The sequence below is a fragment of the Streptomyces sp. NPDC001744 genome (assembly GCF_042892575.1).
GTDB lineage: Bacteria > Actinomycetota > Actinomycetes > Streptomycetales > Streptomycetaceae > Streptomyces.
Window position 1 is genome coordinate 67,757 of the sequence record NZ_JBIAUG010000001.1, and the last position, 14,339, is coordinate 82,095.

General features: G+C 70.5%; 15 protein-coding genes. 8 read left to right on the forward strand and 7 right to left on the reverse strand.

Translation table 11 applies throughout. The features are described from left to right. Positions 1 to 8 precede the first annotated feature (8 nt). From tuf to ACFYZY_RS00415, 7 genes are all read right to left on the reverse strand, one after another. Positions 9 to 1,202 carry an elongation factor Tu gene (gene tuf / locus ACFYZY_RS00385; RefSeq protein WP_388687963.1) on the reverse strand — a complete coding sequence of 398 codons (1,194 nt, stop codon included), beginning with the start codon at positions 1,200 to 1,202 and terminating at the stop codon, positions 9 to 11. Between the two features lie 151 nt (positions 1,203 to 1,353). After that, positions 1,354 to 3,480 carry an elongation factor G gene (fusA, locus tag ACFYZY_RS00390; protein WP_388687965.1) on the reverse strand — a complete coding sequence of 709 codons (2,127 nt, stop codon included), beginning with the start codon at positions 3,478 to 3,480 and terminating at the stop codon, positions 1,354 to 1,356. Between the two features lie 39 nt (positions 3,481 to 3,519). Further along, positions 3,520 to 3,990, reverse strand: coding sequence for a 30S ribosomal protein S7 (gene rpsG / locus ACFYZY_RS00395; RefSeq protein WP_015035567.1), 471 nt, complete (start codon positions 3,988 to 3,990; stop codon positions 3,520 to 3,522). 2 nt (positions 3,991 to 3,992) lie between these two features. Further along, positions 3,993 to 4,364, reverse strand: a complete 372-nt coding sequence (gene rpsL / locus ACFYZY_RS00400) for a 30S ribosomal protein S12 (protein WP_003948652.1) — start codon at positions 4,362 to 4,364, stop codon at positions 3,993 to 3,995. 389 nt (positions 4,365 to 4,753) lie between these two features. Further along, positions 4,754 to 5,953, reverse strand: a complete 1,200-nt coding sequence (locus ACFYZY_RS00405; RefSeq protein WP_388687968.1) for a tetratricopeptide repeat protein — start codon at positions 5,951 to 5,953, stop codon at positions 4,754 to 4,756. A gap of 11 nt (positions 5,954 to 5,964) precedes the next feature. Then, positions 5,965 to 6,660: a hypothetical protein gene (locus ACFYZY_RS00410; protein WP_388687970.1), complete on the reverse strand. Its 696-nt coding sequence runs from the start codon at positions 6,658 to 6,660 to the stop codon at positions 5,965 to 5,967. A 38-nt stretch (positions 6,661 to 6,698) separates the two neighbouring features. Then, the gene (locus ACFYZY_RS00415) at positions 6,699 to 7,736 is read right to left on the reverse strand and encodes a peptidoglycan DD-metalloendopeptidase family protein (protein ID WP_388687973.1); all 1,038 of its coding nucleotides are present in this window, start codon (positions 7,734 to 7,736) and stop codon (positions 6,699 to 6,701) included. Positions 7,737 to 8,029: 293 nt separating this feature from the next. Here ACFYZY_RS00415 and ACFYZY_RS00420 point away from each other — a divergent pair, with 293 nt between their 5' ends. From ACFYZY_RS00420 to ACFYZY_RS00455, 8 genes are all read left to right on the forward strand, one after another. After that, positions 8,030 to 8,491, forward strand: coding sequence for a DUF6668 family protein (locus tag ACFYZY_RS00420; RefSeq protein WP_388687975.1), 462 nt, complete (start codon positions 8,030 to 8,032; stop codon positions 8,489 to 8,491). Positions 8,492 to 8,513: 22 nt separating this feature from the next. Beyond that, positions 8,514 to 8,756, forward strand: coding sequence for a hypothetical protein (locus ACFYZY_RS00425; RefSeq protein WP_388687977.1), 243 nt, complete (start codon positions 8,514 to 8,516; stop codon positions 8,754 to 8,756). A gap of 168 nt (positions 8,757 to 8,924) precedes the next feature. Further along, the gene (locus ACFYZY_RS00430; protein ID WP_388687979.1) at positions 8,925 to 9,206 is read left to right on the forward strand and encodes a hypothetical protein; all 282 of its coding nucleotides are present in this window, start codon (positions 8,925 to 8,927) and stop codon (positions 9,204 to 9,206) included. Positions 9,207 to 9,223: 17 nt separating this feature from the next. Beyond that, positions 9,224 to 10,027 (forward strand): hypothetical protein, encoded by an 804-nt coding sequence (locus tag ACFYZY_RS00435; RefSeq protein ID WP_388687982.1) that lies wholly within the window; start codon positions 9,224 to 9,226, stop codon positions 10,025 to 10,027. Continuing rightward, positions 10,017 to 11,252, forward strand: a complete 1,236-nt coding sequence (locus ACFYZY_RS00440; protein ID WP_388687984.1) for a hypothetical protein — start codon at positions 10,017 to 10,019, stop codon at positions 11,250 to 11,252. The genes ACFYZY_RS00435 and ACFYZY_RS00440 overlap by 11 nt, the downstream gene beginning before the upstream one ends. A 78-nt stretch (positions 11,253 to 11,330) precedes the next feature. Further along, the gene (locus ACFYZY_RS00445; protein ID WP_388687987.1) at positions 11,331 to 11,573 is read left to right on the forward strand and encodes a hypothetical protein; all 243 of its coding nucleotides are present in this window, start codon (positions 11,331 to 11,333) and stop codon (positions 11,571 to 11,573) included. Between the two features lie 34 nt (positions 11,574 to 11,607). Then, positions 11,608 to 12,714 carry a zeta toxin family protein gene (locus tag ACFYZY_RS00450; RefSeq protein ID WP_388687989.1) on the forward strand — a complete coding sequence of 369 codons (1,107 nt, stop codon included), beginning with the start codon at positions 11,608 to 11,610 and terminating at the stop codon, positions 12,712 to 12,714. A 68-nt stretch (positions 12,715 to 12,782) separates the two neighbouring features. Continuing rightward, positions 12,783 to 14,261 carry an SCO6880 family protein gene (locus ACFYZY_RS00455; protein WP_388688765.1) on the forward strand — a complete coding sequence of 493 codons (1,479 nt, stop codon included), beginning with the start codon at positions 12,783 to 12,785 and terminating at the stop codon, positions 14,259 to 14,261. Positions 14,262 to 14,339: the final 78 nt, after the last annotated feature.

Sequence of the window (14,339 nt, forward strand, 5' to 3'; positions counted from 1 at the left end):
GTGCGAGATCAGGCGTTGATCTTGACGACCTGGCCGGCGCCGACGGTCCGGCCACCCTCACGGATGGCGAACTTGAGGCCCTCCTCCATGGCGACGGGCTGGATCAGCTCGACGGACATGGAGGTGTTGTCGCCCGGCATGACCATCTCGGTGCCCTCGGGGAGGGTCACGACGCCGGTCACGTCCGTGGTACGGAAGTAGAACTGCGGGCGGTAGTTGTTGAAGAACGGGGTGTGACGGCCACCCTCGTCCTTCGACAGGATGTAGGCCTGGGCCTCGAAGCTGGTGTGCGGCGTGACCGAACCCGGCTTGATGATGACCTGGCCGCGCTCGACGTCCTCGCGCTTGATGCCGCGGAGGAGCAGACCGACGTTCTCACCGGCCTGGCCCTCGTCGAGCAGCTTGCGGAACATCTCGATGCCGGTGACCGTGGTGGTGGTCTTCTCGGTCTTGATGCCGATGATGTCGACGGTCTCGTTGACCTTGAGGACACCGCGCTCGATGCGACCGGTGACGACGGTGCCACGACCGGTGATCGTGAAGACGTCCTCGATCGGCATCAGGAACGGCTTGTCGACGTCGCGCTCGGGCTGCGGGATGGACTCGTCGACGGCCTTCATCAGACCGAGGAGCTTGTCCGCCCACTCCTTGTCGCCCTCGAGGGCCTTGAGCGCCGAGACACGGACGACCGGCAGGTCGTCGCCCGGGAACTCGTACTCGGAGAGGAGCTCACGAACCTCGAGCTCGACGAGCTCCAGGATCTCCTCGTCGTCCACCATGTCGGCCTTGTTCAGGGCGACGACGATGTAGGGAACGCCGACCTGGCGGGCCAGGAGCACGTGCTCCTTGGTCTGCGGCATCGGGCCGTCGGTGGCGGCGACCACGAGGATGGCGCCGTCCATCTGCGCCGCACCCGTGATCATGTTCTTGATGTAGTCCGCGTGACCGGGGCAGTCGACGTGGGCGTAGTGACGCGACTCGGTCTGGTACTCGACGTGCGCGATCGAGATGGTGATACCGCGCTGGCGCTCCTCGGGAGCCTTGTCGATCTGGTCGAAGGCCGAGGCCTCGTTCAGGTCCGGGTACGCGTCGTGCAGCACCTTGGTAATGGCGGCCGTGAGGGTCGTCTTACCGTGGTCGATGTGACCGATGGTGCCGATGTTGACGTGCGGCTTAGTCCGCTCGAACTTCGCCTTCGCCACGGGGGTCCTCCTGGAGAGTGGTTCTGTACGCCTTGCTCATCGGCGCCAGGTGATCTTTGCTGGGATGCCGTTCGCCGGGGCCCGGTTCCTCGGGTTTCGGGGGCCGAGCCCCGGCGTTCGGTGTCAAGCCTAAAGCGTGAACTCGGGAGAGTTACTCGCCCTTGGCCTTCGCGATGATCTCCTCGGCGACGTTCCGGGGAACCTCGGCGTAGGAGTCGAACTGCATCGAGTAGCTTGCGCGACCCGAGGTCTTGCTGCGGAGGTCTCCGACGTAGCCGAACATCTCCGAGAGGGGCACGAGGCCCCGCACGACGCGAGCGCCGCTGCGCTCCTCCATGGCCTGGATCTGGCCACGGCGGGAGTTGATGTCACCGATGACCTCGCCCATGTAGTCCTCGGGCGTGGTGACCTCGACGGACATCATGGGTTCGAGGATGACCGGCGAAGCCTTCCGCGCGGCCTCCTTGAAGGCCTGCGAACCGGCGATCTTGAACGCGAGCTCGGAGGAGTCGACCTCGTGGTAGCCACCGTCGAGAAGGATGACGCGAACGCCGGTCATCTCGTAGCCGGCCAGGATGCCGAACTGCATGGCCTCCTGCGCACCCGCGTCGACCGAAGGGATGTACTCCTTCGGGATGCGGCCACCGGTGACCTTGTTCACGAACTCGTAGGAGGCGTCGCCACCCTCGATGGGCTCGATCGCGATCTGCACCTTGGCGAACTGACCGGTACCACCGGTCTGCTTCTTGTGGGTGTAGTCCACGCGCTCGACGGCCTTGCGGATCGTCTCGCGGTACGCGACCTGCGGCTTGCCGACGTTCGCCTCGACCTTGAACTCGCGCCGCATGCGGTCGACGAGGATGTCGAGGTGGAGCTCGCCCATGCCACCGATGATGGTCTGGCCGGTCTCCTCGTCCGAGTGGACCTGGAAGGAGGGGTCCTCCTCCGCGAGACGCTGGATGGCGACACCCAGCTTCTCCTGGTCACCCTTGGACTTGGGCTCGATGGCGACCTGGATGACCGGCGCCGGGAAGTCCATGGACTCCAGGACGACCGGGTTCTTGTCGTCGCACAGCGTCTCACCGGTGGTGGTCTGCTTGAGGCCCATGACGGCGACGATGTCGCCGGCGCCCACCGAGTCGATCTCCTCACGCTTGTTCGCGTGCATGCGGTAGATCTTGCCGATGCGCTCCTTCTTGCCCTTGACGGAGTTCAGCACCGCGGTGCCGGCCTCCAGGCGACCGGAGTAGATCCGGACGAAGGTGAGCTTGCCGAGGTGCGGGTCGCTCGCGATCTTGAACGCGAGGGCCGACAGCGGCTCGTCGTCGGACGGCTTGCGCCGGACGACGACCTCGGGGTCCTTGACGTCCTGGCCCTCGATGGCCTCGACGTCCAGGGGCGACGGCAGGTAGCGGACGACCGCGTCGAGCAGGGGCTGGACGCCCTTGTTCTTGAACGCGGTGCCACAGAACACGGGGGTGACCGTGGTCTCGCCGCCCTTGCCGGAGGCGATGGTGATGCGACGGACCGCGGCGTACAGCTGCTCCTCGGTGGGCTCGACGCCCTCGAGGAAGAGCTCCATGATCTCTTCGTCGTTCTCCGCGACGGTCTCGACCAGCTTGCCGCGGTACTCCTCGGCGAGCTCGGTGTGCGAGGCCGGGATGTCGACGATGTCGTACATCTCACCCTTGCTGGCCTCGGCGGACCAGACGAGGGCCTTCATGCGGACGAGGTCGACGACGCCCTGGAAGTCGGCCTCGGCACCGATCGGGAGCTGCATGACGATCGGGGTGGCGCCGAGGCGGTCCACGATCATGTCGACGCAGCGCAGGAAGTCGGCACCGGTGCGGTCGAGCTTGTTGACGAAGCAGATGCGCGGAACGCCGTAGCGGTCCGCCTGACGCCAGACGGTCTCGGACTGCGGCTCGACGCCGGCCACGCCGTCGAACACGGTGACAGCACCGTCGAGCACGCGCAGCGAACGCTCCACCTCGACGGTGAAGTCGACGTGGCCGGGCGTGTCGATGATGTTGATCGTGTGATCGACGTTCTCGAGCGACCAGTGGCAGGTCGTCGCGGCGGACGTGATCGTGATGCCGCGCTCCTGCTCCTGCTCCATCCAGTCCATCGTGGCAGCGCCGTCGTGGACTTCACCGATCTTGTACGAGACACCGGTGTAGAACAGGATCCGCTCGGTGGTGGTCGTCTTGCCCGCGTCGATGTGAGCCATGATGCCGATGTTGCGCACCTTGGCAAGGTCAAGCGAAGTGGTAGCCATATCGGCTCAGTCTTCTCTCGGTCTCGATGTGGGTTGCGACTACCAGCGGTAGTGCGCGAAGGCCTTGTTGGACTCGGCCATCTTGTGCGTGTCCTCGCGCTTCTTGACCGCAGCGCCGAGGCCGTTCGAGGCGTCGAGCAGCTCGTTCATGAGGCGCTCGGTCATGGTCTTCTCGCGACGGGCGCGGGAGTAACCGACGAGCCAGCGGAGGGCGAGCGTGGACGCGCGGCCCGGCTTGACCTCAATCGGCACCTGGTAGGTGGCGCCACCGACACGGCGGGACTTGACCTCGAGGGCCGGCTTCACGTTCTCGAGAGCGCGCTTCAGCGTGATGACCGGGTCCTGGCCGGTCTTCTCGCGAAGACCCTCCATGGCGCCGTACACGATGCGCTCGGCGGTGGAACGCTTGCCGTCCAGCAGGATCTTGTTGATCAGCGAGGTGACAAGAGGAGAGCTGTAGACCGGGTCGATGATGACCGGGCGCTTCGGGGCGGGGCCCTTACGAGGCATTCTTACTTCTCCTTCTTGGCGCCGTAGCGGCTGCGAGCCTGCTTACGGTTCTTGACGCCCTGCGTGTCGAGGGAACCGCGGATGATCTTGTAACGAACACCCGGCAGGTCCTTCACACGGCCACCGCGCACGAGCACGATCGAGTGCTCCTGCAGGTTGTGACCCTCACCCGGGATGTAGGCCGTGACCTCGATGCCGGAGGTCAGACGCACACGCGCGACCTTACGGAGGGCCGAGTTCGGCTTCTTCGGGGTGGTCGTGAACACACGCGTGCAGACGCCGCGGCGCTGAGGGGAACCCTCGAGTGCGGGCGTCTTGTTCTTCTCGACCTTGTCCTGCCGGCCCTTCCGGACCAGCTGCTGGATCGTAGGCACTACTTCTCCGGTTTCTGTGTGCCGTCGGTAAAACTAACCTGGAACAGTCACCGACCCACGCGGTCGGGTGTGTCGAATCGCGCGGACCCCCGCCAACGGCGGAAAAGCGCGGACCACGGTGGCCGGTATATGACTCGCGGTGCGGTTGAGGACACGCACACGAGCCCAGGCACACCCCAGGCACAAGGCTTGAGCGTACCTATCGCACGGACTCCGGTCAAAACAAATGCGACGCACGCGATCGGCGGCCGTGTGCGGGCACGGGCGGCGCCGCGCGGACGGTCGCCCGCGCGGACCGGCCGGAGGCGGCGCGCCCGTGCTCCTCCGGGGCGCGTGCCGAGAGCCCCGCCCGCCCTCCGGGAGGACGGCGCCGCTTTCGGCACGCATGCTCAGGCGGTCCCCGCCCGCCGCTCCAGCCGGGCCATCCGGGCCCGCACGGACTCCAGCCGGACCTGGTCCGCCGGGGGGAGGGTGGACCAGAGGGCGACCAGGTCGTGCCCCATCCGGAGCGCCTCGTGGGGGTCGGCGACCCTGAGCCAGGCCGCCGCCGCGTTCAGCACGCTCTGCAGCGCCTGCGGATCGTCGTGCGCGACGCGTACGCGGGCGATGTCCAGGGAGCCCTCGAAAGCGCGGCGGCTGTCCCCCGCGACGAAGGCGACGTACGCGTTGAGCTCGCGCAGCCGCAGCGTCTCGGACGCCTCCGGGCCGAGGCGCGCGGCGGCCTCGTTCACGCTCTGCAGGGCGAGGGTGGCGGCCCACTCGATGCGCCCGGCCTGGAGCGCCTCGTGGATGCGGGCCACGGGACCGGCGGCCGGTTCGCCGACGGGAGGGCCGGGGACCGGGGCCGGGGCGGGAACGGGGGTCGGCGCGGGGACGGGCGGCTCCACGGGTGCGGGAGCGGGTGCGGGTTCCGGTGCGGGGGACGGCGTGGGTACGGGGGCGGGAGCCGGTACGGGAGAGGGAGCGGGTACGGGGGACGGGTCCGGCACGGAGGACGGCGCGGGCACCGGGGACGGAGCGGGCGCGGGAGACGGGGCGGGTACGGGGGACGGGTCCGGCGCGGGTACCGGGGACGGGTCCGGGGCGGGCGCGAGTACCGGAGCGGGCGCGGGCGCCGGGGCCGGTGTCCGTACGGGCGGGGCCTCGGGCTCCTGCCGCGGCGCGGGTACCGGTTCCACGGCGGCGGGCCGGGGCGCCCGTACCGCCGGGCCGGGCGGGAGCGCGAAGTCCCGCGCGGGCACCGGCACCGGCGCGGGCCCCTGTGCCGGCAGGCCCTGGGACCCGGCCTCCCACAGCGGCGCCGGGTGGCCCGAGAAGACGCTCGACCCGTCCTCCAGCACCCGCAGCGGCACGACCGACCCGATCCGCTCGTCGTACACCACGGCCGACACGGGCCGTCCGGACGTCAGGACGAGACGGTGCAGGTAGTCGAGCACGGCGTCCTGGGGGTTCTCCCCGACTCCCGCCACCACGGGCCTGCCGTCCACCTCGGCGAACCCGTCGGCGCGCACCCGTACCTCGACCGCCGTGGACCCGGAAGCCGGCGGCGGGTCCTCTTCCTTCCGCTTGCGGCGGCTGAACACGGACATGGATGCCTCACTCAGTTCTTCGGTGCGGGCGGAGATGCGGGAGAAGCGGGAGGGGCGGAGGGCGGCGCGGAGGGCGGCAGGACCTCCTCGACCACCTGGACGTCGGCGACCCGCCACGGACCGCCGCCGGCCGGCCGGGTCAGCTCGACCCAGGCCGTGAGCCGGGGGCCCGGTCCGGTCCAGCCGTCCCGGCCCAGGGCCGTGCCCTCGACGAAGACCTCCCGGCGGGCGAGGACGGGGGTGTCGGGCGGGAGGTCGTCGTCGCCGTCGCCGAAGGTGAGCCGCACCGTGGTCCACGCCCCGTGCTGCGCCCAGACGTTCCAGTCGTCCCCGGTGCCGCCCGACGAGACGTGCTCGCGTTCGGCGGCGGCGCGTTCGGGGGTGAGGTAGGGGAGGGACCGGAGCACCGCGTCCTGGCGTCCCGCGTCGTAGGCGGTGTCGTAGCCGTAGGCGACGGTCGCCCAGGCGCGGACGACCGAGGTCGGGTCCCGGTCGTCCGCCTTCGGCGGGGCGGGAATCCTGCTCCCCCCGTCCAGCGGCTTCCCCCGGGGGACGGGCGCCTTGGGCGTGAAGGAGTCCGAGGCCACCGGGTCCGGTCCCGGGCCTCCGCCCGCGCCGTCCGACTCCCGGAGGTCCTTCAGTCCGCAGCCGGCCAGGACGGCCGCTCCCGTGACGGTCACGAGCACCGTGGCGATGGCCTTCCGCACGGTTCCCCTCCTTCCGTTCCCGTCCGCCCGCCGCCCGGTCATTTTCCGATCCAGGGGGCGGGGTTGACGTACTGTCCGTTCTCCTGCACCTCGAAGTGCAGGTGGGCGCCGGTCGAGTAGCCCGTGCTCCCGACGAGGCCGACCACCGTTCCCACGCCGACCCTCTGCCCCCTGGAGACGTTGATCGCGGACATGTGGTTGTAGGTCGTGGAGATCTGTTTGCCGCCGATCGTGCCGTGGGAGACGATCACGCGGTTCCCGTACCCCTTCTCCATGCCGGCGGAGGTGACGACGCCTTCCTTCGCGGCGAGGATCGGCACGCCGGCCGCCACCCCGAAGTCCATGCCGGTGTGGAGCTTGTGGACCCCGGTGATGGGGTGCACGCGCATGCCGAAGGGCGAGGTGACGGGCGGGTTGCCGGAGAGCGGCATGGCCAGCCGCTGTCCGGCGGGGATCGTGCCCGTGCCGGGGCCGGAGGCGATCGCCGTGTACTTCGCCATGGCGGCCTTGATCTTGACGACGTAGCCCCGGGTCTCCTGGTACGGGGGAATGCCACCGTACTTGAGCACCGCGCCCGGCCCCGCGTTGTAGGAGGCGAGGGTGAGGTCGAGCGTCGGCCCGCTCGCCCGCCCCCGGGACTTGTACCCCTCGACCTGTTCGGCCAGGGCGCAGTCGTAGCGCCCCTGGGCCATGATCGCGTCCCCGGGGTCGAAGGGGTTCACGCGGCCGTTGCCGTCGTCGTCCCGGCCCCAGGTCTTCCAGGTCCCGGGCATGAACTGGGAGAGGCCCTGGGCCCCGACGGGCGAGGTCCGCCCGTTGATCCAGCCGGACTCGGCCTCTATCTGCGCGGCGATGACCGGCGGGGTGATCTGCGGGCACATGGAGCCCGCCTTCAGCACCCACGGCAGGTACTGCGGCGGTACGTGCTTCGGGTCCAGCGTCCCGCCGTTGACGCCCGACATGTCGGGCCCGACGTCTCCCGCTCCCACCCCCACGAACATGAAGACCGGCATGACGACCAGCGCGAAGGCACCGCCCGCGACCCACGCGACGGTGCTTCCCCCATTGCCTGACATCGCTCCCCCGTCGGCGCGTCCCGAGCTCCGGCACCGGGCCGCGCTTCCACGTGCCCGGCGACAACATCACATGTCCGGCGCGTTCAAGGGCCGGAGATTCGCAGTACGTTGTCGGGGTCGGACGCTACGCGAGACAGTCGACGGACGTCGACACGGGGGCAGAACATATGCAGCAGAACACGATCGGCGGGCCGGAGATCTGGCTCCGCGGACCGGTGGATCCCTCCGCCCGGCCGGTACCGGCGCCTTCGGACGGATCCACCCCGAATCCCGTGCCGTACCAGGACTTTCCGGTGCCCGCGCCGTCCGGGCCGGTGCCCGGGGCGGCCGTTCCGCCGGGCGCCGGGGGCCGGTTCTCCTGGATGGGGGCCCACGGCGGGGCGGGCACCTCCACCCTGGCCCAGGTGTTCGGAGGGCACGACTCCGGCCTCTCCTGGCCCGACGCGGCGGCCGGGCGGCCCGGGAACGTCCTGCTGGTGGCCCGCACCCACGCCTCGGGCCTCCAGGCGGTCTCCCGGATCCTCAACGCCCACCGGCAGAACGAGATTCCGGCGGGCGTCACGCTCGCGGCGGTCGTCCTCGTCGCGGACGCCCCCGGCCGGCTGCCGAGGGAGCTGAACCAGCGGATCAAGGTGATCGGTTCGGTGGTCGAAGTGCACCGGGTCCCTTGGGTGTCGTCCTGGCGTACCGGTAATCTCTCGGGGCCCCTGCCGCGCGAGGTCGCCGCACTCGGCCGGCTCGTCGCCGGCAACTGAACCGGCCCACGGGAAGTACGAGATGGAACTGATACTGGCCGCTCCCGGCGCGAACGTCACCGGTCCCCTCAACCAGATCCTCGGCTACCTCGCCTGGCTGGTCACCGCCGCGGGCGTACTGGGCGTTCTGATCGTGGGGTCACGGATGGCGATCTCGCTACGATCGGGAAGCGGTGATGAGCACTTGACGCAGTTCGCGGTCGTGATGGGGGCCTGCATCATCGGAGCGACCGCGGGCCCGATCGTCCAATTCCTCCTGCCTTGAAGGGATTCCGGGCCGCGTTCCGTTCCGAACAGGTCACTGTTGTGACCGGAGACGGACACGCACCGAAGAAGCCCTGACATGATGCAGCGGCGACATCGCCACCCAACTCATCAGTACAGGCACCACATGTGAGCCACGACGGCTCGTTCCCACGGGGGGAGATTCTCCATGTTGAGCAAGGTCCGCGACATCATCCTCGCAGCCGACGTGCCCAAGCCGGGCATGGACGCGCCGAAGGAACTCACCAGCAAGGTCAACGACGTACTGGGCATCGTCGCGTGGGCGGGAACCGCGGCGGGCGTCGCGGGCGTGCTGATCACCGGCGCCATGATGGCGATCTCGATGCGCCGGGGCGAGGGCTCGGAGCACATGGGCCGCCTCGGCATGGTGCTGGGCGGATGCATCCTGGTCGCCACCGCCGGGCCGCTCGTCTCCTTCGTCTTCAACTGACCCGGGAAGGCCGACCCATGAGTCCGCGAAGCCGGCGAAGCAGCAGTGGTGAGTGGGAGAAGCCGTTCTGGCAGCAGCCCGGCTGGCTGCTGTCCGCCGGGTTCTTCCTGGTGTTGGCGTTGGTCGGCGGGTACGCCGTACTCGCCGACGACGGCGAAGGCGACGCGAACGCCGGCCGGGGGCCGGAGACGACGGCGTCCCCTTCCCCGGGCGGCACGCAGGCCACCCCCTCGGGCAAGCCGTCGGGCGGGGCGGAGGAACCCCGGCCGGCGGGCTGCCGCACGGACGACAGCGACCAGACGATTCCGCCGAAGAGCCCGGCCGACCTGAAGTGGAAGGTCTACCAGGCGGAACTCGTCCCGGTGTCCGCGACGGCGGGCCCCCTCCAGTACGACGGGCCCGTCTGGTCCTGCTTCGCGCACACGCCGCTGGGTGCGGCGCTCGCGGTGCACTCCATCTCCACCAAGATGGGCGGTTCGGACTGGAAGGCCGTCGTCGGGAGGCAGTTCGCCCCCGGCACCGGCACGGAGGCCCTCAAGAAGTCCCGCGCCGCGAAGAAGGACGAGAACGATCCCGGCGCACCGGGCAGCAACGGCACCTACGTGGGCTTCAGCATGGTCACCTACGACAAGGACCGCGCCACGGTGATGATGCTCATGCGGCTCCCCGAGGGGAATTACGTCACGGGCACCGTCGCGGTCGTCTGGGAGGGCGGGGACTGGAAGATCCGTCCCACGCTGAGCGGCTCCATCACGGAGAGCATCACGCCGGTCGGCGGCACGGACGGATTCGTCCTCTGGGGAGGCGGGAATGGCGCTTGACCTGCCCAGTCCCGGAGACCTCCTCGAGTGCGCCACCAGTCCGCTGCAATGCGCCAAGGACGGCGCCAAGGGCGCCGTCAACAGCGTGGTCGGCAGCGCCGTGGAAGCCTTCGCGAACGCAATCGGGGCGGCCGCCTCCGAGGTGCTCAAGGCCCTCAACGGCGTCTGGATGAAGGTCGGCAGCGGCAGCAGCCTGAACCCCGAGGGGGGCACCGGGCTCGACATGATCATCGGCGAGACGAAGTGGATCGTCGGCTACGTGGCCGTCGCCTCCGTCCTCGTCGCCGCGATCAGGATGGCCTACGAGCGCAAGGGCCAGTCCATGCAGCAGGCGTTCATGGGCATGTGGAAGGTCATCCTCGTCTCCACCCTCATACCCGTCGTGGCCGGTCTGCTGTACCAGGCGTCGGACGCGTACGCCCAGGAGGTCTACCGGAAGGCCAACCTGGGGGAGAACGCCGAGACCATTCTCGGCGTCACCGCGCTGACCAGTCCCGGTCTGATCCTGATCTTCGGCCTGCTGGTCATGCTGGCCAGTTTCGTGCAGATCATCCTGATGTACATCAGGCTGGGCGTGCTCATCATGCTGATCGGCACCCTTCCCATCGCCGCCGCCTCCTCGATGACGGGCTGGGGCGACGGCTGGTGGAAGAAGCACATCGGCTGGCTGGTCGCCTGGCTGCTCTACAAGCCGGCCGCCGCGCTGATCATCTACTCGGCCACGTCCATGACCCAGAGCCGGAAGGACCCGGGCCTGGAGAACACCATCGCCGGCATGGGCATGCTCGTCCTCTCGGTCTTCGCCCTGCCCGCCCTGCTCAAGCTGGTCGTCCCGGCGACCGCCGCGCTCGGCAGCACCTCGGGCGGCACCGTGGCCCTCAACTTCGCCAACAGCATCGCGAGCGGTGCGGTCAGCATCGCCAGTGGCGCCGGTGGCGGTGGCGGAGGAGGGGGCGGCGGTGGCGGTGGCGGCGGCGGACGGGGCCCCGTGGGTTCCCCGTCGTCCGGTGCCGGCGCGGCCCCGTCGGCCGGCGCGGGTGGCGCCGGAGGCGCGGGAGCGGGTGGCGGCGGTGCGGCGGCGGCCGGTGGCGCCGCGGCGGCCGCGGGCCCCGCGATGATCGCCGTCCAGGCCGCCGCGGTGGTCGCCCAGGCGGGCATGAACGCGGCCAACGAGGTCGCGGGCTCCCTGGACGACAACGACGGTATGAAGGGCCACAACCAGTAACGACGACGGCGGCGGGTGGGGCGGCGCGGCACGCGGACCCCACCCGCCGGCGGCGGCACGGCACGGAAGGACCCACCCATGACCGAGAAGCCCTCCCTCCGCGACTACCTCAGGCGTTACGCCGAGGGCGGCATCCCCCGCGAGGAGATGATCGAGACCATCGCGGCCTGGGACTTCGAAGAAGAGCTCTACGACCCGCTGCTCATCGAGCCCACGGGCCAGGACAACGTCTTCTCCATGATCAACGGCGCCGTCCTGCTCGGCGACATCACCTACGAGGACGCGGAAGAGATCCTGCGCCGCAAGAACGCGCGCGGCTGACCCGGGCAGGTCCGGGGAGGGGAAAGGAGAACCCGTGCTGACGGGGGAATACGCTCAGCTCTACGCCGAGCTGCAACAGCGCATGGGGCGGGGCGGAGACCTCTCGCCCGGCGCGGGGGACACCGCCGCGCGGTTCACCACCCAGGGCCTCTACCACCGCGAACGCCTCGCCCTGCACGCCTCCGTCATCGAACGCTTCAAGGCCGAGTACGCCGGCCGGCCGCGCGGGGGGAACGCCGTCCTGCTGACGGCCGGCGCACCCGGCGCCGGAAAGAGCACCGTGCAGCACCAGCTCGGTTCCTGGCAGAACGAGGAGTCCGAGCTGGGCCGCCTGCTCACCTCCGCGCACGGCCTGAAGCTGGAGGACTACGTCGTCCTCGACCCCGACGAGTTCAAGCGCGCCCTCTTCGAGGCCGGCGGGCTGCCGCGGCTCTCCCCCGAAGCGATGGCCCTCTCCTTCGGCCGGGAACTCTCCCCGGCGGAGCTGTCCGGGCTGTTGCACCGCGAAGCGTCCTACCTCCGCGACCAGTTGGAGACCTGGGCCCGCCGCGAGGGCCACAACCTCCTCTTCGACGCCACGCTCGCCAACGAGACGGCCAACGTCGCCCTCCTCGACAACCTCGCCCGGGACGGATACGACCAGCGCGTCATCCTCTCCGTCGAGGTCCCCCTGGAGACCTCCCTCGCGCAGAACGCCGGCCGCTGGCAGGCGGGCCGCATCGCGTACGAGCAGGGCAACGACCCCTACGGCGGCCGCATGGCCCCGCAGGAGATGATCCGCGCCCTCTACGCCAAGAACACCACCGGCCTCGGCCACTCCATCAGCCGCCAGAACGCCGAGAAGCTCGTCGGACAGGGCCTGGCGACCGGGCTGATCACCACCGAGCGCGGCGCGTTCACGCCCACCGGCACCGGCACGGTGGTCCCCGCGCAGCAGACGACCCCCACCTTCACCAGGGGCGAGTTCTCCGTCGGCGTCGCCGCCGCCAGCAAGCTGCGCTCCTCCCGGGGCACCACCCAGACCACGCAGACCGCCCAGACCACGCAGAACACGCAGGCCCAGAACCAGAACCAGACCCGGGGCGCCCGCACCACCACTCCGCGCCCCACACCGCCCTCCTCCGGCGGCCGCACCCGCTGACCCGGCGGGACGCCCGTCCGCACTTCGTACACTCCTCCCCCGAAAGGAACCCCGTGGCCTCCGAATCCATGGCGCGGCCCACTTACGGGAACTGGCGGCGCCCCCGCCGACCCGGGCTCGGGCCCCTCGGCCTGCTCGGGACCGTCGTCGCGTTCGGCGGTCTCGTGGTCGTCCTGCTCGCCTCGCTCGTCTCGATCTCCGTCGCCCTCACCGTCCTCGTCCCCCTCGCCCTGTTCCTCGGCCCGCTCGCCCTGCGGACCGCCGACGGAAGGAACGTCTACCAGATGGTCGCCATCCGGATCGGCTGGCTGAAGCGCAAGGCCAACGGCTCGCACACCTACGTCTCCGGGCCGCTCTCGCGCCGCCCCGGCGGCAACTTCTCCCCTCCCGGGCTGCTCGCCCGCGTGAAGATGCTGCACGGCCGCGACGCGTACGACCGCCCCTTCGGCGTCCTGCACCACCCCGGCCGGAACCTCTACACCATCGTGCTCGCCTGCGAGCCCGACGGCGGTTCCCTCGTCGACCCCGAGCAGGTCGACATCTGGGTCGCCTCCTGGGGCGACTGGCTGTCCCGGCTCTCCCACGAACCGGGGCTGCGCGGCGCCCAGGTCGTCGTGGAGACGGCCCCCGACACCGGCACCCGGCTGGCCGCCGAGGTGCTGCCCCGGATCGCCCCGGACGCCCCGGAGGCGGCCCGCGCGGTGATGGAGGAGGTCGTGGCGCGCTACCCGTCCGCCTCCTCCGAGATGCACACGTACGTCGCCCTCACCTACGGGGCCCTGCCCGGCCCCCGCCGCAAGCCCGAGGACGTGGTCACCGACCTCTCGATGCGCCTGCCGGGCCTGCTGGCCGGCCTGGTCGCGGCCGGCGGCGGTTCCGCCTCGCCGCTGTCCGAGGAGCGGATCGCGGAGATCGTCCGGGTCGCCTACGACCCGGCCATCGCGCCCGACGTGCTGTCCGTCCGCGCCAACCAGGCCACCACCGGGGTGAGCTGGCAGGACTGCGGGCCGGCGGCCGCCGTGGAGACCGTGGACGGCTACAAGCACGACTCGGGCATCTCCCGCACCTGGATGCTCACCCTGGCGCCGCGCGGCACCGTCCGCTCCAGCGTGCTGCGCGGTCTGCTCGAACCCGCCCAGGGCACCCGCCGCAAGCGCGTCTCCCTCGTCTACCGGCCGATCGACCCGGCGACCTCCGCCCGCATCGTGGAGGCCGACCGGCGCGCGGCCCACTTCATGGCGGGCTCCCGCCGGGGCCTGGTCCAGGCCCGCGCCGCCTCCGAGATGCAGGCGGCCGAGCAGACCGCCGCCGAGGAGGCGTCCGGCGCCGGCCTGGTGGAGTTCTCCCTCATGGTCACCGTCACGGTGGACAACGAGGAGGAGCTCCAGGACGCCTCGATCACCGTCCGCAACCTGCAGGCGTCCTCCCGCATCCTGATGCGCCCCGCCGACCGCATGCAGGCGTCCGCCTTCACCTGCACGCTGCCCGTCGGCCTCCTCCCGTGGGAGTACACCCTCATTCCGTACCAGCTCAGGGAGACGCTGTGAGCAGGAAGCACCCCAAGGCGGCCGGGGAGGCCGAGGAGCTCCGGCGGGCCAAGGAGGCCAAGCAGGCCGCCCGCCGCC